Source organism: Photobacterium sp. WH24 (assembly GCF_019204055.1).
Classification (GTDB): domain Bacteria; phylum Pseudomonadota; class Gammaproteobacteria; order Enterobacterales; family Vibrionaceae; genus Photobacterium; species Photobacterium arenosum.
Genome location: NZ_JAGSOZ010000027.1, coordinates 1 through 22,130, shown reverse-complemented (window position 1 = coordinate 22,130; position 22,130 = coordinate 1). Strand labels below are relative to the sequence as shown.

General features: G+C 47.6%; 17 protein-coding genes and 4 pseudogenes. 4 read left to right on the top strand and 17 right to left on the bottom strand.

All coding sequences use genetic code 11. From position 1 onward, the window contains the following. The 6 genes and pseudogenes from KCG43_RS20480 to KCG43_RS20455 all read right to left on the bottom strand — a co-directional run. A pseudogene (locus KCG43_RS20480) lies at positions 1-190 on the bottom strand (thiamine biosynthesis protein ThiJ); the annotation flags it as partial. Positions 191-358: 168 nt separating this feature from the next. Further along, complete coding sequence (locus KCG43_RS20475) at positions 359-1,909, bottom strand: sodium:alanine symporter family protein (RefSeq protein ID WP_192016764.1); 1,551 nt, start codon at positions 1,907-1,909, stop codon at positions 359-361. 425 nt (positions 1,910-2,334) lie between these two features. Next, the gene (locus KCG43_RS20470) at positions 2,335-3,930 is read right to left on the bottom strand and encodes an ABC transporter ATP-binding protein (RefSeq protein WP_218387287.1); all 1,596 of its coding nucleotides are present in this window, start codon (positions 3,928-3,930) and stop codon (positions 2,335-2,337) included. A 16-nt stretch (positions 3,931-3,946) separates the two neighbouring features. Beyond that, positions 3,947-4,993: an ABC transporter permease gene (locus KCG43_RS20465; RefSeq protein WP_225445268.1), complete on the bottom strand. Its 1,047-nt coding sequence runs from the start codon at positions 4,991-4,993 to the stop codon at positions 3,947-3,949. Between the two features lie 4 nt (positions 4,994-4,997). Next, on the bottom strand, positions 4,998-6,095 hold the full coding sequence (locus KCG43_RS20460) for a microcin C ABC transporter permease YejB (RefSeq protein ID WP_192016766.1): 1,098 nt from the start codon (positions 6,093-6,095) through the stop codon (positions 4,998-5,000). Between the two features lie 27 nt (positions 6,096-6,122). Next, the gene (locus tag KCG43_RS20455; protein WP_370630718.1) at positions 6,123-7,949 is read right to left on the bottom strand and encodes an extracellular solute-binding protein; all 1,827 of its coding nucleotides are present in this window, start codon (positions 7,947-7,949) and stop codon (positions 6,123-6,125) included. A gap of 378 nt (positions 7,950-8,327) precedes the next feature. Between KCG43_RS20455 and fusA the strand changes: the two genes are divergently transcribed. Further along, positions 8,328-10,415, top strand: coding sequence for an elongation factor G (gene fusA, locus KCG43_RS20450; protein ID WP_218387286.1), 2,088 nt, complete (start codon positions 8,328-8,330; stop codon positions 10,413-10,415). Positions 10,416-10,515: 100 nt separating this feature from the next. Here the strand turns inward: fusA and KCG43_RS20445 are convergent, their stop codons facing one another. From KCG43_RS20445 to KCG43_RS20425, 5 genes are all read right to left on the bottom strand, one after another. Further along, positions 10,516-11,292: a phosphorylase gene (locus KCG43_RS20445; RefSeq protein WP_192016769.1), complete on the bottom strand. Its 777-nt coding sequence runs from the start codon at positions 11,290-11,292 to the stop codon at positions 10,516-10,518. A 395-nt stretch (positions 11,293-11,687) separates the two neighbouring features. Beyond that, positions 11,688-12,863, bottom strand: a complete 1,176-nt coding sequence (locus KCG43_RS20440; RefSeq protein ID WP_192016770.1) for an aromatic amino acid transport family protein — start codon at positions 12,861-12,863, stop codon at positions 11,688-11,690. Between the two features lie 584 nt (positions 12,864-13,447). Then, complete coding sequence (locus KCG43_RS20435; RefSeq protein WP_255558120.1) at positions 13,448-13,747, bottom strand: helix-turn-helix transcriptional regulator; 300 nt, start codon at positions 13,745-13,747, stop codon at positions 13,448-13,450. A 16-nt stretch (positions 13,748-13,763) separates the two neighbouring features. Continuing rightward, on the bottom strand, positions 13,764-14,189 hold the full coding sequence (locus tag KCG43_RS20430; RefSeq protein ID WP_218387285.1) for a YeeE/YedE family protein: 426 nt from the start codon (positions 14,187-14,189) through the stop codon (positions 13,764-13,766). A 4-nt stretch (positions 14,190-14,193) separates the two neighbouring features. Beyond that, the gene (locus tag KCG43_RS20425; RefSeq protein WP_218387283.1) at positions 14,194-14,616 is read right to left on the bottom strand and encodes a YeeE/YedE family protein; all 423 of its coding nucleotides are present in this window, start codon (positions 14,614-14,616) and stop codon (positions 14,194-14,196) included. 424 nt (positions 14,617-15,040) lie between these two features. Here KCG43_RS20425 and KCG43_RS20420 point away from each other — a divergent pair, with 424 nt between their 5' ends. The 3 genes from KCG43_RS20420 to KCG43_RS20410 are packed head-to-tail and all read left to right on the top strand — an operon-like array spanning position 15,041 to position 17,319. Then, a complete protein-coding gene (locus KCG43_RS20420) occupies positions 15,041-15,736 on the top strand; it encodes a CDP-alcohol phosphatidyltransferase family protein (RefSeq protein ID WP_218387280.1) in 696 nt (231 codons plus the stop codon). After that, positions 15,729-16,661: a phosphatidate cytidylyltransferase gene (locus KCG43_RS20415; RefSeq protein ID WP_218387278.1), complete on the top strand. Its 933-nt coding sequence runs from the start codon at positions 15,729-15,731 to the stop codon at positions 16,659-16,661. The genes KCG43_RS20420 and KCG43_RS20415 overlap by 8 nt, the downstream gene beginning before the upstream one ends. Before the next feature lie 7 nt (positions 16,662-16,668). After that, a complete protein-coding gene (locus tag KCG43_RS20410; protein WP_192016775.1) occupies positions 16,669-17,319 on the top strand; it encodes a lysophospholipid acyltransferase family protein in 651 nt (216 codons plus the stop codon). Between the two features lie 68 nt (positions 17,320-17,387). Here the strand turns inward: KCG43_RS20410 and KCG43_RS20405 are convergent, their stop codons facing one another. From KCG43_RS20405 to KCG43_RS20385, 6 genes and pseudogenes are all read right to left on the bottom strand, one after another. Further along, on the bottom strand, positions 17,388-18,845 hold the full coding sequence (locus KCG43_RS20405) for a DEAD/DEAH box helicase (protein WP_192016776.1): 1,458 nt from the start codon (positions 18,843-18,845) through the stop codon (positions 17,388-17,390). A 342-nt stretch (positions 18,846-19,187) separates the two neighbouring features. Next, a pseudogene (locus tag KCG43_RS21560) lies at positions 19,188-19,619 on the bottom strand (methyl-accepting chemotaxis protein); the annotation flags it as partial. 108 nt (positions 19,620-19,727) lie between these two features. Then, positions 19,728-20,408: pseudogene (locus KCG43_RS21555) on the bottom strand (PAS domain-containing protein); the annotation flags it as partial. 480 nt (positions 20,409-20,888) lie between these two features. Next, the gene (locus KCG43_RS20395) at positions 20,889-21,254 is read right to left on the bottom strand and encodes a glyoxalase superfamily protein (protein ID WP_192016778.1); all 366 of its coding nucleotides are present in this window, start codon (positions 21,252-21,254) and stop codon (positions 20,889-20,891) included. 159 nt (positions 21,255-21,413) lie between these two features. After that, on the bottom strand, positions 21,414-21,782 hold the full coding sequence (locus KCG43_RS20390) for an MmcQ/YjbR family DNA-binding protein (RefSeq protein WP_218387276.1): 369 nt from the start codon (positions 21,780-21,782) through the stop codon (positions 21,414-21,416). An 84-nt stretch (positions 21,783-21,866) separates the two neighbouring features. Then, positions 21,867-22,130, bottom strand: a pseudogene (locus tag KCG43_RS20385) (GNAT family N-acetyltransferase); the annotation flags it as partial.

Genomic DNA, 22,130 nt, shown 5'->3' with positions numbered 1-22,130 from the left:
CATCGGCCTCCGATGTCTCTGCAACATGCCCGTCTGTTTTTACTTCCATTCCTAAAGAAGATATATGGGACGGCTTAGTGCCTAATATTTTGACAGACCAGTCCATCTGGCTTCTTCCCAAAATATCCCGTAATAAGAAAAAATCGATATCCGTGAAATTATCAAAAATGACGATAGCTATTTGATACATCTACTCATACCCACCAATCTGCTTGTACTTTCCGACGGAAAATTTAACACATAAGCATCAATGTGTATAAGTAAGTGTGTCTTGCACTGTCACTTGAGTGAACGCCTTAAACAAGAAAGGCCAGCAAATGCTGGCCCTGGATAGTTAATGAATGTCTGTCAATTCACATTATAAGGTTGATTTCGCTGTACCTGTCGCGGATGAATCTTCACCCAGGTCTGGCGCTTTCTGGCCCTTACGCTTCATACGCTCTTCCCAGTAATCAGCACCTTTGATGCCGAGTTTCACTGGATCAAATACGTACTCTTTCACGCCGGCTTTCTTCTGCATTTCATAGTCTTTCAACGCTTTCAGCGCTGGTTTCGCCATGAAGAAGATGATCAGAATACCGATGATGTTCAACCACGCCATCAGGCCAACACCAACATCACCCAGCGCCCATGCCAGATCGGCTGTCTTCACTGCACCGTAGAATACAGATGCCAGCAAGAACAGCTTCAGTACAAACATCAGGCCAGGTACATGAATGGTACGGTGGATGTACGCAACATTGGTTTCTGCAATGTAGTAGTACGCCAGAATTGTTGTGAATGAGAAGAAGAACAGTGCGATTGCCACGAAGGGTTTACCCAGGCCAGGCATTGCTGTTTCAATCGCCATCTGAGTAAATACCGGGCTGTTAGCAGCAATTTCAGCTGGCAGGTTTTGAATCAGGAATGCACCTTCAGCGCCACCGTGTACGTTGTAGGCACCTGTGATGATAATCATGAATGCCGTTGCACTACACACCAACAGCGTATCAATGTAGATAGAAAACGCTTGCACCATACCTTGCTGAGCAGGGTGATCAACCTGAGCCGCTGCTGCTGCATGCGGACCAGTGCCCTGACCGGCTTCGTTGGAGTAAACGCCACGCTTCACGCCCCAGCCGATAGCTGCACCGACACCCGCCATTGGCGAGAAGGCATCACCCACTATGGTGGCAAACACACTCGGCACCATGTCAATGTTCAGCAGGATAACAACGAAGGCAATAACGATATAACCCAGCGCCATGAAAGGAACAACGATTTGAGTAAAGTGAGCAATACGCTTAACACCACCAAAGATGATGAAAGCCAGTACCACACATACAATCGCGCCAGTGATGATCTTCGCAGAACTGAATGTACCTAAAGTGGTTTCGATCACATCACCAGAACCAAACGCTGCTTCAACCGCGTTACCGATACTGTTTGACTGCACACCAGGTAACAGAAGACCACAAGCGACAATTGTCGAAATCGCAAAGATCCATGCATACCACTTCTGACCCATTGCTTTTTCAATGTAATACGCAGGGCCACCACGGAACTGACCTTCGTCTTCCACTTTGTAGATCTGAGCAAGCGTTGATTCATAATAAGCTGTAGAAGCACCCAGGAAGGCTACAACCCACATCCAGAATACAGCACCCGGACCACCAAAACCGATGGCGGCAGCAACACCTGCAATGTTACCCGTACCGACACGACCTGACAGTGAAACCGCCAGTGCCTGGAACGAGGAAATCCCCTTTGCCGAACTCTGACCAGCGAAAAGCAGGCGAAGCATTTCGCTGAAATGGCGAACCTGCATAAAACGTGTTGTGATGGAATAAAATAAACCGGCACCCAGGCAAAGATAAATCAATGCCGGACTCCATATTATCCCGTTGATAAAATCGACCAATGACTGCATATGAGTCTCCCTGTTATAGTCTGTTTGGTTACAACTCGAGCAGTATAATACGCAAATTGTAACCTTATTGTTAAGAATTTTATTTCATCAGCATTGATTTGCTTGATGCAGGCATCAAATAGCAACAAATCCACAACATCCAGTCATTGAAACTGTGATTGACGGCAAATGCGGCACACCCAACCAATCATTACCAGTTAGGCCTGTGATAATTTGTATAAGTATTAGCCAGGTGATTCACAAAAGATGTCAATAATGTGCAGCATGTCAGCATAAAGAGGTCGTGACAGATACGGAGCAGGCATCAACAGACACAAAATACTGTATTGCAAGCATATGCCATCAAAAGCATTTATGTGAAATATGACGCATGAACTGCCTCCCAAAAAAGCAGTTCAGCTTAGAAGACGAACAGTGAGCGGGGTTCAGTTAACCGCAGACAAATTCACTAAGTGGCGGGTATATTCGGCTTCGGGGTGGCTGAACAGCTGACGGGTTGGCCCCTGCTCTACCACACAGCCATCTTTCAATACCAGTGTATAGTGGCACAATGACTTCACGACATTCAGATCATGGCTGATAAACAGGTAACTCAGGCCGTATTTCAACTGCAATTCTTTCAGTAAATTCAGTACCTGATGCTGCACTGTGCGATCCAATGAGGATGTGGGTTCATCCAACAGAATAAACTCCGGTTTCAATACCAGCGCCCTTGCTATGGCTATTCGCTGACGTTGCCCACCTGAAAATTCATTGGGATAACGAAAGCGGGTGGATGGATCCAGCTCCACATCTTTCATTGCCTGACAAATCGCCGCGTCTTCCTCTTCATCGGATAAAGTCTGATGGACTTTCAGACCTTCGCCAATAATCTGAGCTACAGACATTCTTGGATTCAGTGCAGAAAACGGGTCCTGAAATACGACTTGCAGACGACTGCGAAAAGGTAACATGCCTTTACGGTTAAGCTGACTGATCTCCTGGCCATCAAAACGAATACTCCCTTCGCTATTGAGCAATCGGAGTATCGCCATCCCGGTCGTCGACTTCCCTGAGCCACTTTCTCCGACCAGCCCGACACTCTGTCCCTGCTTCAGCTGGAAACTCACATCGGTCACGGCTTTAATATGGCTGATAACACGTTTCATAATCCCCCCTTTGACGGGGAACCAGACTCGTAATTTGTCTATTTCAAACAGCGCAGAAGGATCCCCGTTTACCGGAACAGGCTCGCCGGTGGGATCAGAGTTAATGAGTTTCTGGGTATAAGGATGGGAAGGCGACGTAAAAAGGATATCTCTCTCGTTGGTTTCCACTAACTGCCCGAGTTGCATGACCGCTACCCGATCGGCAATTTTTCGCACAATACTCAAATCATGCGTAATAAAAAGCATAGCCATGCCCAGCTCCTGCTGCAGATTTTTCAGCAAATCAAGAATCTGGGCCTGAACAGAAACATCGAGGGCGGTTGTTGGCTCATCCGCAATCAGGAGATCGGGCTCATTGATCAGCGCCATGGCAATCATTACACGCTGGCGCTCACCGCCTGATAACTCATGAGGATAGGCATACATGCGTTGCTCGGGGTTACGGATACCCACTTTTTTTAACCAGCTCAGCGCACGTTTCTCTGCCGGTCTCTGACGCACTCCCTTGTGTATAGACAGCGTTTCACACAGCTGGCGGCCAATTTTATGCAGCGGGTTCAGCGACATCATAGGTTCTTGGAATATCATACCGATTTTGTTTCCGCGTAACCCACGCATCTGGCGTTCACTGCACCGCAGCATATCCACGCCATCGTAATAAATATGACCGTCCAGATAACGTGCCGAAGCTTTAGGCAACAAACGCAGAATGGCATTCGCCGTCACTGACTTGCCTGAACCACTTTCCCCCACCAGCGCCAGCGTTTCTCCCCGCTTGATTGTCAGGCAGACTTTCTCCGTTACCGGGCGGACAGGCTTACCGTTCGCAAAGCCCACAGAGAGATTTTCAATAGTCAGTAAAGCATCACTCATTGCAGTATCCCGGTCATTACGATTGATGGTGTGGATCGAAAGCATCACGCACCGCCTCGCCGATAAAAACCAGCAGGCTCAGCATGATAGAAAGCACAACAAACGCAGACAACCCCAGCCAGGGTGCCTGCAGGTTGGTTTTACCCTGAGCAAGCAATTCACCGAGTGACGGTGAACCCACAGGCAGGCCGAATCCCAAAAAGTCCAGTGATGTCAGTGTGGTCACTGATCCACTGAGGATAAAGGGCATCATTGTCAGTGAGGCCACCATTGCATTTGGCAGCATATGGCGGAGCATAATTCGCCTGTCATTCACGCCCAACGCCTGCGCTGCACGCACATAATCCAGGTTCCGGCAGCGGAGAAATTCCGCCCGCACAACTCCCACCAGCCCCATCCAGCTAAACAGCACCATAATGCCCAGCAACCACCAGAAGTTAGGTTCAACGAAACTGGACAGGATTATCAGCAAAAACAAAGTCGGCATGCCTGACCAGACTTCAATGAAACGTTGGCCAAACAGATCCAGCCAGCCACCATAGTAACCCTGCCCGGCTCCGACCATGACACCGACAATGGTTGAGATCACCGTCAGCGCAAAACCAAATAGTACGGATATCCGAAAACCGTAAATGATGCGAGCAAGCACATCGCGGCCTTTATCATCTGTCCCCAGCCAGTTCATATTGTCCGGTGCAGAAGGAGCAGGACCCGATAAGTTGTAGTTAATCGTGTCATAGCTGAAATGGATCAGTGGCCAGATCATATAGCCGTCTTCGTTGATCAGATCCTGCACATACGGATCGGTATAGTCGGCTTCTGTGGCGAACTCACCGCCAAATTGCGTTTCGGCATACTGCTCGGTTATCGGAAAATACCAGTCACCTTTGAAGCTGACGAACAAAGGTTTATCGTTGGCTATCACTTCTGCAAACAGGCTGACAATAAAAAGAACGGCGAACAACCACATTGACCAGTAGCCGCGTCTGTGCGCTTTAAACCGAGCCCAGCGCTCTTTTGTCAGTGGATTGAAGGTAAACATGGTTGTGAATGTCTTTCTCATTATATTACCTGGCCTCAAAATCAATACGTGGATCGACCAGGGTATAAGTCAGGTCAGAGATGATATTCAGAATAAGTCCCAGCAATGTCATGATGTAAAGCGAACTGAATACCACAGGGTAATCACGCTGAATCGTAGATTCAAAACCCAGCAAACCAATTCCCTCCAGCGAAAACATCACTTCAATGAGCATTGAACCGGTAAAGAAAATACTGATAAAAGCGCTGGGAAAGCCGGCAATAATAATCAGCATCGCATTACGAAATACATGTTTATATAAGATGCTCTGATCATCGAGGCCTTTCGCACGGGCGGTGACAACGTACTGCTTGTTGATCTCATCCAGAAACGAGTTTTTGGTCAGCATAGTCAGCGTCGCGAAACCACCAATGACCATGGCAAAGATGGGCAGTGCAAGGTGCCAGAAGTAATCACCGACTTGCTGATACCAGGTCATCTGATCAAAATCAGTCGAGAACAATCCACGTAACGGAAACCAGCTGAAATAATTACCGCTGGCAAAGAAAATAATCAACACAATGGCGAACAGGAAACCGGGAATCGCATATCCGGCTATTACTAACGCGCTGCTCCAGATATCAAAACGACTACCATGATTCACCGCTTTCGCAATCCCCAGAGGAATAGAGACGAAATAAATGATCAAGGTGCTCCACAGTCCAAGCGAAATCGACACCGGCAGCCGTTCAATAATCAGATCAATCACATTGCCGCCACGAAAAAGGCTTTCGCCAAAATTGAAAGTGACATAGTTTTTTAGCATGTCGACATAGCGTTCCCAGATCGGTTTATCAAAACCAAACTGCTTACGTATTTCTGCCACCACTTCCGGGTCCAGCCCGCGGGAGCCACGGTAGCCGCTTCCACCATTGCCGTTTTGCTGCGAGCCTTCCGACTGCTGCACTTCCTGCCCGCCGCCGGTAAAGCGCTCCATAATGCCGGAAGTATGCCCTTCAAGCTGTGCCACTGCCTGTTCAACAGGCCCGCCCGGTGCAATCTGAATCACGAAAAAGTTAATCGTAATAATCGCCCAGAGCGTTGGGATCACCAGCAAAAGGCGCCGGATAATATATGCCGTCATACTGCTTTACCTGTTTCCACTTTTCGATTAACGGCGTTTTTCCGGCAACTTGGCCGCCTTGGCCGTATCCACCCACCAAGTATCAACACCCAGTGCATACTTAGGTCGGACCGCGGGACGATCAAATTTATCCCAGGTCGCCACACGGAATTTGCTTAAATGCCACTGAGGAATGACAAAAAAGTTCCACTGCAGCACCCTGTCCAGCGCCGGCCCTAATGCCGCCAGCGCGGCAGGATCTTGCTGATGCGCTGCAATTTGCTCTGTCAACGTATCGATAGCCGGGTCCTGAACCCCGGCAGTATTGTAGGTGGAATCCAGGTAGTTACTGTTCCATGCAATCAGCAGGTTCTGTGTTGGGTAAGCATTGGCACTGTAACCGGAAGATACCATGTCAAAATCCCGGTCACGCAGGCGCTTGATGTACTGCGTAGTATCAACCGTACGGATTTTCATATCGACACCCAGTTGCTTCAGGTTTTTCTGCAGCGGAATAGCAATTCGCTCAGAGGTCGGACTGTAGATCAGCAACTCAAAGGCCAGGGGCTCCCCGGTCTTCACATTGGTCATGACCTGATTCTTCAGTTCCCACCCAGCAGCCTTTAACAATGCAAACGCTTTACGCGATTGTGCACGAACACGGCCTGAACCGTCAGTGACCGGTGGTTGGTAAGATTCAGTAAAGACACGCGCGGGGATCTTGTCTTTTAACGGTTCCAGATATTTCAACTCAGCAGGCATCGGCAGGCCTTTTGCTTCATAAGGGGTATTCTGGAAAAAACTGCGGCTACGTGAATACTGGTTATAGAAAAGCGTTTTATTCATCCACTCAAAATCCATGGCGTAATTCAGGGCTTCTCTGACCCGGACATCACTGAAAACAGGGCGCTGAGTGTTAAAGACAAATGCCTGCATAGCCTGAGGGATTTGGTGCGGGATTTCTTCCTTCTTTATATAACCGTTATCAAAATTATTTCCCTCATAGAGGGTGGCCCAGAACTTGGCGACATTCTCCTGACGGAAGTCGTACTCACCGGCTTTGAACGCTTCCAGGGTCACAGTATCGTCACGGTAATAGTCGTACCGGATAGTATCGAAATTATGCCGCCCGACATTAACCGGAATATTGGCCGCCCAGTAATCTTTCACTCGAGAGTAAGTCACACTCTGACCCGACTGATAACTGGTTACCTTATACGCACTGCTGCCAACCGGGGGCGCATTGAGTGGCTCACTGAGTTTCTTGTCTTGCCAGTAATGTTCCGGTAAGACGTTCATGCCTTCAACCAGGGAAAACAGTTTTTCCCTATTCGCAACAGACATTTCAATTCGTGCTGTCAGCGGTGAAACCGCCTTCACTGACTTCACCTCTTTATAAAACACACGAAACTGAGGTACCCCCTCTGCCATGAACTTATCAAAAGTAAAGGCGACATCTTTTGCTGTAATAGGTTGGCCGTCATGAAATCGTGCTTTAGGGTTGATATCAATTTCCATCCAGGAAAAATCGTCGGCATAACGCACTTTTTCTGCGATCAACGGATAATAGCTGTCAATTTCGTCACTCGCAGGTGCAAAAAGTGTGTCATACATTTCGTCCGCGCCGGCGACCGAAACCCCTCTTGATGCATAGCGGTTAAAACTGTCGTATGTTCCTACTTCCGCATAGGTGATGGCTCCGCCTTTCGGCGCATCCGGATTAACGTAGTCAAAGTGTTTGAATTCAGGTACGTACTTTGCCGTACCAAACCCCACTAAACTGGTGGTTTCTATCACCTCTTGCGCCAGCGCACCGGTAGTTCCGAGCAATAATCCTGCCATTATTGACAGGCTTACAGTCAATCCATTCTTCATATCCCCTCCAAGGCAACTTCACCTAACAACTCAGTCGACGCCAGAAAATCGTTCTTTTTCATTATTGTAAGAGTTGTCAATGACGAACACTGACATGTAACACAAATATATACCATAAGAAAATACGCCGCCTGAATCGCTGGGCATATCATCAAGAAATTTGTTGAACCGCCCGGCGGGATGCAACACCTTGTCACAATCAGTTAACAGACATTTTCTGTATTTTTATTGAGCAATCATCCAGTTCCTGCCTGAATCAATGGGTTAAAAGCCAACGAATACTCATTAAATTACTCAGATCTATGTTCTGATAGTTGTAAGTAGTGCTATACTCCCCACCCTGACATGTGACAACAATTGTTCATATAGAGAAAAACAATGGCAGATCTATCTAAATACAGAAACATTGGTATTTTCGCGCACGTAGATGCGGGTAAAACCACTACCACTGAGCGTATCCTGAAGCTGACCGGTAAAATCCACCGTACGGGTGAAGTACACGACGGTGCTTCTACCATGGACTTCATGGATCAGGAAGCAGAGCGTGGTATCACCATCCAGTCAGCTGCGACTACCTGTTTCTGGAAAGACCACCGTTTTAACGTTATCGATACTCCGGGACACGTTGACTTCACCGTTGAAGTTTACCGTTCTCTGAAAGTACTTGACGGTGGTGTAGGTGTATTCTGTGGTTCAGGTGGTGTTGAGCCTCAGTCTGAAACTAACTGGCGTTACGCGAACGAATCAGAAGTATCTCGTCTGATCTTCGTTAACAAACTGGACCGTATGGGCGCAGACTTCTTCAGCGTTGTTGAGCAAGTGAAGAAAGTTCTGGGCGCTAACCCTCTGGTTATGACCCTGCCTATCGGCCGCGAAGACGATTTCGTTGGTGTTGTTGACGTTCTGACTCGCCAGGCATACGTGTGGGACGATTCAGGTCAGCCAGAAAACTACGAAGTTCAAGATATCCCAGCGGATATGGTTGATGACGTAGAAGCTTACCGCGAAGAGCTGATCGAGACTGCCGTTGAGCAAGACGACGACCTGATGGAAGCTTACATGGAAGGTGAAGAGCCTTCTATCGAAGACCTGAAACGTTGTATCCGTAAAGGTACCCGTGAGCTGGCCTTCTTCCCAACTTACTGTGGTTCTGCGTTCAAGAACAAAGGTATGCAGCTTCTGCTTGACGCCGTTGTTGACTACCTGCCAAACCCAACAGAAGTTGAGCCTCAGGATCTGACTGATCCAGAAACTGGTGAAGCAACTGGTAAAGTTGCTACCGTTTCTGTTGACGAACCATTCCGTGCGCTTGCGTTTAAGATCATGGATGACCGTTTCGGCGCCCTGACCTTCGTTCGTGTTTACTCTGGTAAGCTGAAGAAGGGTGACACCATTCTGAACTCTGCGACAGGTAAAACTGAGCGTGTTGGCCGTATGGTGGAAATGCACGCTAACGACCGTAACGAGCTGGATGCTGCGCAAGCAGGTGACATCATCGCTATCGTTGGTATGAAGAACGTTCAGACTGGTCACACTCTGTGTGATCCTAAGCACGAATGTACTCTGGAACCAATGATCTTCCCAGATCCAGTAATCTCTATCGCTGTTGCTCCTAAGGACAAAACAGCTTCTGAGAAACTGGGTATCGCACTGGGTAAGATGATCGCAGAAGATCCATCATTCCAGGTTGAAACTGATGAAGATTCTGGCGAAACCATCCTGAAAGGTATGGGTGAGCTGCACCTGGACATCAAAGTTGACATCCTGAAGCGTACTCACGGTGTTGAACTGACTGTAGGTGCTCCACAGGTTGCTTACCGTGAAACTATCACCCAAGCAATCGAAGACAGCTACACGCACAAGAAGCAGTCTGGTGGTTCTGGTCAGTTCGGTAAGATCGATTACCGTATCAAACCAGGCGAAGCAAACTCTGGCTTCAAGTTCGTTTCTACCGTTGTTGGTGGTAACGTACCTAAAGAATTCTGGCCTGCAATCGAAAAAGGCTTCGCTGGTATGATGAGTACTGGTGTTCTGGCTGGCTTCCCAGTGCTGGACGTTGAAGTTGAGCTGTTCGACGGTGGTTTCCACGCAGTTGACTCCTCTGCTGTAGCGTTTGAAATTGCTGCACGTGGCGCATTCCGTCAGTCTATGCCTAAAGCGGGTGCTCAGCTGCTTGAGCCTATCATGCACGTTGACGTGTTCACTCCGGAAGATCACGTTGGTGATGTTATCGGTGACCTGAACCGTCGTCGCGGCATGATCAAAGATCAGGTTGCTGCTGCAACTGGTGTTCGTATTAAAGCTGATGTACCTCTGTCTGAGATGTTCGGCTACATCGGTCACCTGCGCACCATGACTTCTGGCCGTGGTCAGTTCTCAATGGAATTCTCTCACTACTCTGCATGCCCAGCGAACGTTGCTGAAGCAGTAATCGCAGAAGTGAAAGAGCGTAACGCTAAGAAATAATTTATTTTCTTAACGTAACGACAAGTAACCCCAGCTCAGGCTGGGGTTATTTTTTAGTGCTGTAACAACAAATACGCCATCCCCATCCCCTGCCTGTGATTTACTCACTGCATTCACGCAAAAAACGCATTAAACCGTATTCCTGTAACCACACCAGCTGTTCCGGTTGTTTCACCAGGAAACGTCCGCTGTAGTTAATGCCATTGGCAAAAAGCCCCTGAACATTATTGACGGTACGAGGCAGTATCAGCAGCCAACGCTCAGTCAGAAGGATATTATGTGGCTTACACGCATTGCCCGTCTCATTATAGAGCGACAAAGCTTTCAACCCCTTCAGATAGGCGTCGTACAGCTCGTCAGTGGTCATAGCTTCAACCAGATACAACCAATGGACAAATGGCAGCTTTCCACCCGAGATAACTTTTTCCAGTGGAATATCACTTCGTACCAACTGCATGTGACGGTGCGACTGGCTCGCTCCGGCTAACGGCCCACTGTTATAAAAACCGAGCACATCTGAGTGTGTAAATCCCCCCAGCCATGCATGCCAGTCTTCCCAGCTTAGAGGTGACTCCTGAGGCACAAAATCTTTTGAGCAAATCAGTAAGTGTGGCGAGATAACAGGAAACTTATTGAGAAGGCACACATGATGCTCCCCTGCTTCACACACATACATTGACTTTTCGTAGGGCAGAAAGGGATTAGAGGTATGTTTAGCCGTCAGATTCAGTAACTTCTTGCCCGCATTTTCTGTCACCAGATGGCCAAGATAACGTACACCCTGTTCTTCAATCTGCTCCGCTTCTGTGGCGATTGGCATAAGACTACCTTCTGCCAGTGCCTTTGCAGCTACCTGATCCGCAAGTTTCCAGTTCATATCCATATCCCATCTTTTTTAACCAAGATACTCTAACTTGGCATGCGTGTCATAGGAGAAAAGCGTGTATAAAAAAGTTTACGTTTTGGCGGATTTTGTCTTTTTAAGAAAACAGGCCCAAGCCTAGCACCAGAAAAGGAAAGTCGGTAAGATTCGCTCAACTTTTTGAGGATACGTCACTAGCTGCTTACTCTGTGTCAACAGATCACTACTCCTGCAGATAGGTTATTTCAGCGTTCGGTCAAACCTGAAACGACACCTGACGATATCGGTCTTGTTCGGTCAAACAAATCGTTAGCATCCTCAAAGCAATGTCGCTAATACGATATTGAGCTCCACAAAAAAAGGCGCTTCCAATAGGAAGCGCCTTTTTGCATCTTGTCGTAACTCACTGATTAAATCAGTTCAGCCATTAATAAAAAACAACCAAACAGAAAGCTCAGCGCCAGCGCCATCACTCCGCCGCCCGCCTGATACACAGCTTCATTACCCTCTTTTACTGTCGCCTTATCGCCATCCTTTCTGACTTTGACTGTCATTGCCATCGGGACAAAAATAGCCAGGAACACCAGAATGATACCAGCATAGCTCAACACTGACAGGAATTGATTCGCCGCCAGAATCGCACCCAGCATAGGCAAAATAAAGGTCAGTACATACGTGACTGCCCGATTCTGGCGAAAGGCATCCGCATTCTGATCAAACAGAGCCATTGCCACACCCAGAAAAGAGGTCAACAGCGCCAGACCGGTAAAGACAGACAGGATCAGCTGCATACTGCCGTGATTCACACTCAGTGCAGCAATCAGCTCAGAAACATTCGCAAAGCCTACCAGTTGCTCAGGTGACAGATTACCAACAGCCGCATAAAGCCAGAACAGGTAGCAAAATAATGGGATGACAGAGCCTGCAATCACCATATTTCTCAGCTGTTTTTGAGTGGCTTCAGGGTTATAAGTCACCAGTGACGGGATAACCACCATAAAACCGAAGCTGGTAAACAGCACAGAGCTGGTTTTGATAAGCGCAACTTTGTTATCGCTGCCAACCGATGCCAGGTTGTCAGGATTGATGCCTGGTACCAGAGTCACCAGAGTCATAGCCAGCATAATCACCATTGCCGCAAACAGCAGCCGGTTCAGCCGGTCAATCACGCCGGTTCCTGCTGCAACTACAACACCCGCCACCACGGTAAACGCAATTTGTGCCTGCGTGGCACTTAATACCACTCCAAGGCTGTCTGTCAGCTTTTTAAGCAGATCGCCAGCACCGATAATATAGGCCATCAGCAAACACACAAGCAGCGCGTACAGCAAGCCATTTGTGACCAGCTGGCCACCTTTACCCAATGTTTTACGGGCAATGGAATTCATGCCCAGGCCACCACCAGACTTGATACTGGCTTCAAGCAACAGCAGCGCCGCGTAGGTTGTACCTACCCAGATAAGTAGCATTAACAAGGTGCCCCACAGCAGGCCAAACTGGGCCAACACCATAGGAATGGCAAGCATACCTGCACCCAGTGCTGTACCTGCAATAATCAGGGAACTGCCTAACAATTTCATATTCACGGAATTTTCCTTCAAGTCCTAACTGCAGCTTATGTAAAAAGCGCACTCAAGCATGTTCTTTATAACCATCTGATTTAATTATATTTAAAGCATTCTGACACTAATCAGTTGTGTTCTGTATGGGCTAACAATGGCCAAAACATCTAAATCGACGAAAGAATTGAAGGCGATAGGCAGAAAACGGGCGTGAAAAAGGCAGCAAAGTCAAAGCACAGCGGCTGAGCAAAGCACTTAAAAGGGAAATGCTGAGAATAACGCCCCTACCCGGCAATAATGCCTGGCCTGGAAGCAAGTAGTGTAATGTCATTTATCGTACTCCTAACACGATAGAACTTCGGTCATTTCTGATAAAAACCAGCCAAATTGGCTGATATTTCATCTCTTGCCAGGTCAAGGCAAGGCGTTCGGTCAGGAAGCAAAATAATGAGGTACCACACAAACTACAACCTGCATTGTTGAAATATTTGATTTTGATCTTGGAAAAAATGGAATACAGGTCAAATTGACTGACTGGATAAGAATAAGAAGCAGATCAATCTGAGTAAATCTTACCCAGATTGACGAGAAATTCACAGCAAGCAGATTCAGTCCGCACAATAATGCTTCTGAAGCATCGCGATGATATCGATAACAGCAGCATTATCGAGCCGATAGTAGATAGTTTGCGCTTCCCGCCTCGTTTTCACAAAACCGGCCCGGCGCAGCCAGGCCAGATGCTGTGACAGAGAAGACTGAGGGATAGGAAATCGTTCATTCAGCTGAGAAACAGACAATTCTTCTTCCTGAAGTACACACAGTATCATCAGCCTGTGCTGGTTGCCCATGGCTTTGAGCAGTTCAACAGCCTGCTCTACATTTGCCTCCATGTTGGAATAATCTCGCATTCTACCCTCATAATTTTCAAGACTTTTTAAGCAGACGGTCGATAGTGCCAGAAAACTGCATCCCCGCCAACATCGCGATAACAAAGCCGAAAATTTTAGTATTGCCTCCCAGCAGATTACTCACAGCAGGCCCAGGGCAAATACCCACCAAACCCCATCCCAGGCCAAATAAAATAGCGCCTATGATCAAAGGCTTATCGATAATTTTATTGACAGGAATATAAAACTGTTCAGCTATCAGAGGTTTTGAGCGGGGTTTCACCAAAAAGTGATATCCCAGGCCAAAAACGACCAATGCCGCTCCCATAACCAAAATTAAACTGGGATCCCACTGTCCTGCTACATCCAGGAAATTTAACACTTTTTCCGGGTTGACCATTTGAGAGATCGTTAACCCGGCACCAAACAACAAACCGGCGACAAGGGCGATAATCATCTGCATACCATTACGCTCCTGACAGATGGCGAACAACAAATACCACAACAACAGCAACCACCATGAAGGCTACTGTTGCGACGATAGAACGGTGAGACAGACGCCCAATGCCGCAAATACTGTGCCCGCTGGTACAGCCAGACCCTAATCTTGTTCCTGCGCCCACCAGCAGCCCACCAGCAATGATAAGAGGCCAGCCAGCATCAATACGCTCTGGCAAATATGTACCAAAAGGGGCAGCCAGTAAGGGGCCGATAATCAGTCCCGCTATAAACATCCAACGCCATTTAGCGTTTGGCTCACTGACATCCAACGCGCCGCTGACAATACCTGAAATACCCGCTATGCGGCCATTCAACAGCAGCAGTATCAGGGCGCTAACGCCCAACACTGCCCCACCAGCCAGCGCCGTCCAGGGTGTGAATTCTGTCATTTCATTACTCTCACAAATGCAGTTAATAGTTTCAGTTTGGCGAATGCTGCCGAACCAGATCTTTTATACTAATACCAATAAATCCAATATTACGCATATACGATTTAAATGCAACTGTGTGAGCCTGATTTTCTGCGCAGCCATGCCACCGCATTACCGAACAAACCCAGTATGGGTATCCGGGCTACTGGTTATTGTCGCTCAGGTTTGAAAGCAGTTCAAAAAGTCATAATCAATCGCTTGATATTCAATCTATTCCATTTATGTTTATGTCTCCTTGCTGGCGAGTTCGATTGACAAGACCGAAGTCATTCTGCAGCCCTTTTTATCTGCCGTCGTGCATCCATCTTATTTACGCAGATGATTAACGCTCTTTAATACTGTGGTCTGCCAGCTCATCTTTCTTTTTCTATAAGCCATAAACATGAAGAATCAGCACGAACCAGAATCCAACCGGCGTCCCCTTGCTGTCAGGGAGAAGGCTTTAACCAAGCACATTGCGGTCTGGTTAAGCCAGAAAAACATCACACCGAACCAGATCTCTCTGATGAGCATAGTATTTGCCATCATAGGCCTGGCCACACTGCTGTGGTACAAGGCCTCTGCGTTCACTACCCTGTTGCTTGTCGCTGCAGCCTGTATTCAGTTGCGGCTGCTGTGCAACCTGTTCGACGGAATGGTGGCTGTAGAAGGCGGCAAGAAAACCCCGGCAGGTGAATTATTCAATGACGTGCCCGACCGGATTGCTGACTCGCTGTTGATTCTGGCCACAGGCTTTGCAACACAGTCTGATATCGGTATGACACTGGCATGGCTGTGCGCCCTCGTCGCCGTGCTGACGGCTTACGTTCGCGTATTAGGGGTCAGCATGGGCTGTCCGGCCGACTTCCGCGGGCCTATGGCCAAACAGCACAGAATGGCGCTGCTGACAGTCAGCTTCCTTGTCTTGTTCGTCAGCCAGGTGTTCGCATTGCTGCCAGAGGTATTGGCCTACACGCTGGACGCCGCGCTAACGATCATGCTGATTGGATCTGTGATGACCACCTGGCGCCGTCTGGCAGGTATTTATCGCTTTAAAGCGGCACAGCAGGCTGGTAAGGAAAGCGCAGACAATGAATAGTATTCCTTCCCATTCACTGCATCTGATGCTTGCCATCATTGCGGTACTGGTAACAGGTACGCTGGTGTATTTGTGGAAATCGCGCGCCCACCCAGACAGGGATTACCTTGAACTGAAGCTGCGTATCCGCTCCTGGTGGTGGATGATTGGGATTGTTTTCGTCGTCCTCTACCTGCCATTGACTTATACGCTGTTTTTTGTCGGTTTTCTGAGTTTTATGGCGCTGAAAGAGTTTTTGTCTATTGTGCCAACCCGAATGACAGATCGCCGTGTGATCTTCTGGGCCTATCTGTCGATTCCCTTTCAGTATTACTGGCTGTCAATTGGCTGGTACGGCATGTTCATCATTTTCATCCCTGTGTATGTCTTCCTGTACCTGCCGATGGTGATGGTACTGATTGGCGATACCAAAGGCTTCATCCGCTCGGCCGGTATTATCCACTGGGCCATGATGCTAACCGTATTTTGTATCAGCCATATGGCCTATCTGCTGGTCTTGCCAAGCCTGAACCCGGATGCCGGATCGTTGGGAATGCTGCTGTTTCTTCTGGTGTTCACCCAGTTTAACGATGTGTGTCAGTACGTATGGGGCAAGTCTTTCGGCAAACACAAGATAGTGCCAAAAGTCAGCCCGAACAAAACCTGGGAAGGTTTTATCGGCGGCAGCGCAACCGTGATTCTGGTGTCGTATTTTGTCGCGCCCTATCTCACACCCCTCACCTCGCTGCAGGGTCTGGTAGCCGGTATGATCATTGCGTTCAGCGGGTTTATCGGAGATTTAGTGATTTCTTCAGTAAAACGAGACTTGCAGATTAAAGACACCAGCCAGTTTATTCCGGGCCACGGCGGCATCCTGGATCGCATCGACAGCCTGATGTTCACTGCGCCGCTGTTTTTCCACTACATTTACTATCTCTACTATTGAGGATTCCATGGCTCACGTGCTCAAGGTGTTATTCATCCTCTTCATTGTTAAGCCGCTGGTATTTATTGGTCTTGGGCTGAACATCATCCAGCGGCAAAACCTGCCTGTAAATGGTCCGGTTGTGGTGGCAGCCAACCATAACAGCCATTTAGATACGCTGGTGTTGCTGGCGCTGTTTCCCATTTCCATCGTCCATAAAGTTCGTCCGGTCGCCGCGGCGGATTACTTTCTGGCCAATAAAGTCGTTGCCTGGCTGTCGCTGAACATCATTGGCATTATTCCGCTGAGGCGCTCGCCCTCACCCAGCCAGCGCGAAGCGGTATTACAGGAATGCCATCAGGCATTGGCACAAGGGGATATACTGATCATCTTCCCGGAAGGCAGCCGGGGCGAACCTGAAACCATGAGCGGTATTAAGAAAGGCATTTACCATTTAGTGAAAGATCATGATGGGTGCCCGGTTATCCCGGTTGTCATGCGCGGGCTGGGCCGTTCTTTACCCAGAGGCACCGCTATGTTTGTGCCATTTAACTGTGATGTGGTAATTGGTGAGCCGGTTAGTCATTTTGACGATGCCAACGATTTCGTCGATACCATGCAGGCCCGGTATCATGAGTTGGCCAAGCATTGTATTACGCAAACCAGTAACGAAAATTAATACCGGCTCAAAAGCAACAAGCCTGTCTCAGACAGGCTTGTTATCAGAGGTGAATCATCACAACGGCATTACGCCGATTGCGGGCGCGCTCTTTGACGCTGAGCAGGTCGCTTGTTGCCACCAGCTGCGTTACCCGCCTCAGAGCGTCCAGCACCATTCTTAGGGCTGCGCGACTGAGTATCACGTGTATTTTGCGCACCATTGCCTGCTTTGCCCGCACCGGTTTTATTTGCACCACCCGAGTGGCCATTTGTCCGACGCTTTGGCTTTTGCGCTGCATTACCGCTTGCATTGTGTCTCTCACCCTCAGCATGACCTGAGCGAGATTTATTCGGCTTCTTAGGTTTCTTCGGTTTGATTGGACGCGAATCCAGCTTAGAGTCCGGTAACGTATTGCTCGGCTTGTAACCGTCCAATTCCATACGCGGCAGCAGTTGCTGAATTAAACGCTCAATGCCAAACAACTCGTCTGCTTCCTGAGCACACACCAGCGAAATCGCTTTACCTGTTTCGCCCGCGCGGCCTGTACGCCCAATACGGTGAACATAATCTTCCGCCACATTAGGCAGCTCAAAGTTCACCACTTGTGGTAACTGAGGAATGTCGATACCGCGTGCAGCAATGTCTGTCGCCACTAATACGCGAATTTTGCCCGATTTAAAATCAGCCAGCGCTTTGGTTCGTGCGCCCTGACTCTTGTTACCGTGAATGGCCGCAGAAGCCAGCTTCTCTTCAGACAAAAATGCTGCCAGGCGGTTTGCACCGTGTTTAGTACGGGTAAACACCAAAACTTGCTGCCAGTCGCCATCCTTGATCAATTTGACCAGCATAGGCGCTTTCTTCTTCACATCGGCCGGATAGATACACTGCTCTACCGTTCTGGCAGTCGAGTTCGCGGTATTGACAGAAATTTCAACAGGGTTGTTTACCAGGCCTTTCGCCAGACTGCGAATTTCTTCAGAAAACGTTGCTGAAAACAGCAGGTTCTGACGTTTCGCTGGAAGCAATTTGAGAATTTTTTGAATATCGCGGATGAAACCCATGTCGAGCATACGGTCGGCTTCATCCAGCACCAGGACTTCCAGCTGATCAAATTTCACTGCGTTTTGGTTGAACAAATCCATCAGACGCCCTGGTGTTGCCACCAGAATATCTGCGCCTTTGCGCAAGCGCATCATCTGCGGATTAATCTTTACCCCACCAAACACCACAGCACTGCTCAACGGCAGATGGCGGCTGTAGACAGACACGCTTTCCTGCACCTGTGCTGCCAGCTCGCGCGTCGGCGTTAAGATAAGCGCACGCACTTGGTTACTGCGAACCTGCGGGCCCTGATAAAGACGTTCAAGAATCGGTAATGTAAAGCCAGCGGTTTTACCTGTTCCCGTCTGAGCTGCAGCCATGACGTCTTTTCCATCTAACACAGCTGGAATAGCTTGTGCTTGAATTGGTGAGGGAGTGTCGTATCCTTTTTCTTGAATAGCTTTCAGGATTGGCGCAGAAAGACCTATCGAGGCAAAACCCATATATGATTCTCAATTGTTAATGATGTGAATGTTCGCCTAACTCTCTGACGGCGAAAAGTCCGACATTCTGAGGCTTTCACTCCCTGGTAGCAACCTATAATTGTGATTTGTTTCGTGTCAGGTTGAGAGAAGAGAGTCTGAACAGATACATATTCGCAACGAGAACCCGCGATAACTTGTCAGAAGTTCATCAAAAAATCAGGAAAGCTCAATAGCCAGAATGAAACCTGGGTGCCATTTCTTCAGTACGTTCATAATGAAGAGATAGCACCTTCAGGCCAGAACTCACACACACTTCCAGCAATATCTGTCAGATAGCACTGAACCTAATCTTCTTCATTGCTATAGCTGTTTGGTAAAGCTACCAACCGCCATATCCACTTTCTCGGCCCCTTTGCGAATATCACTCATCATTTGCCCAGCTTTGTTTGACAAAGAGAGTGTTTCAGATGCCTGAGACAAGCCCTGTTCAATCAAGTGAACAGCATTCCCTGTTAAGGTTAAATTCTCAGATACCACAGTAACAATTTCTTCAGTGGTCTGGCTTGTCCTTGAAGCGAGTTGACGGACTTCATCAGCAACAACGGCAAAACCACGTCCCTGTTCACCAGCTCTGGCCGCTTCAATGGCAGCATTCAGCGCCAGAAGGTTAGTTTGCGCCGCTATCCCATTAATACTGCTAACCAACTCGTTAATTTTCTGAGATTGCTCATACAGTGCTTGAATGCCTGCATTCGCTTTTTCCATCACTTTTGTTAACTCTTCCATTTTTTCTATGGTTGAATCAATAACTTGTTTGCCTTGAGTAGTCTGCTGACCAGTCTCTGTCGAGACTTCATGAGCAATGTCAGCGGCTTGCGCAATCGCAATCTCACGATTAATTTGATCAGTAATCACGGTGGCAAATTTGACGACTTTATATAACTCACCATGCGCGTTATATATGGGATTGTAGGACGCTTCTAACCAAGCGACATTCCCATAACTGTCGATACGTTTAAACCGGTCAGAGACAAACTCCCCTTGTCCCAGCCTTTGCCAAAACGCACGATATTCAGGAGAGTTGGCTTCTGAACTCTCACAAAAAATGCGATGATGCTGCCCGACAATTTTCGATTTGTCATAACCCATAGACGCCAGAAAGTTGCTATTAGCATCAATAATAATACCGTCTAACGTGAACTCAATGACTGCCGTAGAACGGTTCAATGCATTAATAAGATCCTCTTGCTCCCGGGACCTTGTAATGGTTCTGGTAAGCTCAGAGGCGTAAATAACAATATGCTTAATACCGCCGCTCGCAGAAAAAATGGGTTGAAGGATAGCCCTCAACCAAACTTCTTCACCATTACCTTTTAAAATTTGCAAGGCACCATTCCAGTGCTTCCGCTGCCTGATGGCATCAGACATCAAATGAAAGTGACGAGTGTCCCGCGCCTGCAGAGGAACTAAATCAGCAATATGCTTACCTTTAATTTCTTCCAGAGGCAACAAAATATCATTTTTAAACAATGCGTTAGCTGAAATTACATTCCCACCCTCGTCCAGAGTCAGTCGAAGCATATCAGACTCTATACTTTCTTTAACTTGCGATAATGCATATAGCTCTGCTTTCAGCTCATGGTTTTGTTGCTTCATTTTTCTGAAAAACATATCACTTGTCCTGCGAATCTTGTCATGGGTGAGTGAAGTAAAATTAGGGATAATACAAAAAAACCAGAACAATCGCTCTGGTTAAGAATGACACTGTTATTGTTTTGATACGAGACATAGCCTGCCGTCAATTAGTCTACCCGATTGTCAACGTGAGATCACACACTTTGAGCATTAACGTAAACCAGTGCTTTTAACACATTTTATCAAATGTTACTTCTTGGTAATTTTTACCAGTTAAGATACTAACATTGAGTTCAAATGCTTTGAATATGTATGCTGGCCCAAAGAGCGGGACAGGCATTGGGCACGAAATGGCTCCCCATCCACCAGCCATTTTAAGGAGCTAAATGTTTAATAAACTGAATACAACTGGCTAACATGTGCCCGTTATAAATGAGCCGCACCATTGAATACAATCCGGTTAGAAAAAGGATCTGTCACAGTAAAGCACCTCGCCCCCCAGGGTGCATCTTCAATGTTTGGCTTGTTATATTTATAAGGTTTTGACGTGATATCTGAAAATAACGAGTCCAGTTCACGGACATTAACAAAAACTTTACTTCCAGGTGTACAGTCGCCCGAATGCTCACTAAGATGAAGAACAAAATCTCCCTTAGACACTTGCATGTAAATCGGAAAACCTTCTTCAAAACGGTGTTCCCAATCCAGTTCCATGCCCAAAAAACCCAAATAAAACTCTTTCGCTTTATCCTCATCAAATATCCTAATAACGGGTATTGTCTGACATTTCATAGCCCTGATCCCTTCTCAGTTTCATAGGTATCAATTATCAACCGTTCATTCATTTTCGGTACACCATTTCTCAATATCAACCGCAGCTTTCAGAATGCTCACACTAAAGCCGTTAGTTAACGAGCGAAGGCTTCAAGTGCTTTGTTCTGACTCACTTTTTTAATCATCCTGATTAAGACCGAACTCTTTTTGTTTTTTCTTACTTAACCCTAAAGACACAATACGGTATGACTCTTTGAGGTAATATCTTAACGCTTCATCTTTTGTCTTGACGGTATCAACCTGCTGAATCCACTTCATACCCCGCGAGGCCAGGTATGGCGCGGGTCTGAATCCAGGCTCATCTTTTAGAATATTAAAATTGAGTTCAGAGGCTTTGAAAGTGTATGCAGGCTCGCCGGGTTCCCCCCAGCCACCTATCGCGAAGACCTTGCCACCCACTTTCCAGACATGGGCGCCTCCCCACTGTACGACGTATGTCGTTGCAGGCAAAGAACGGCAAAATGCATTGTATTCATCATATGTCACAGGAAGAATCCTTTTCATTCATCATCGATGGTGCCGCTTCCCTTGACCATCCTGCCACTCATTATGATCAAAGCCAATGACCCCTTAAAACATATACCCCAGCCAATCTAACTGCCCGGACTCCCAGTGTTTACCGCTAGTGGGCTTAATAAAAATATCATCAAGATGCTCAAAGGCGACACCGAAATTTTTATGCTCATGCAACCTTAGCCAGGCACTTGGCGCATGTATCTGCCTGAAGCCATTATTAGAATAAAATTCAGTCAGATCAGAGACTAAAATAATGAAGTCGACATCCCGACTCTTCGAATATTCGCTGAGCTCAGACAACATAGCCGACCCGATACC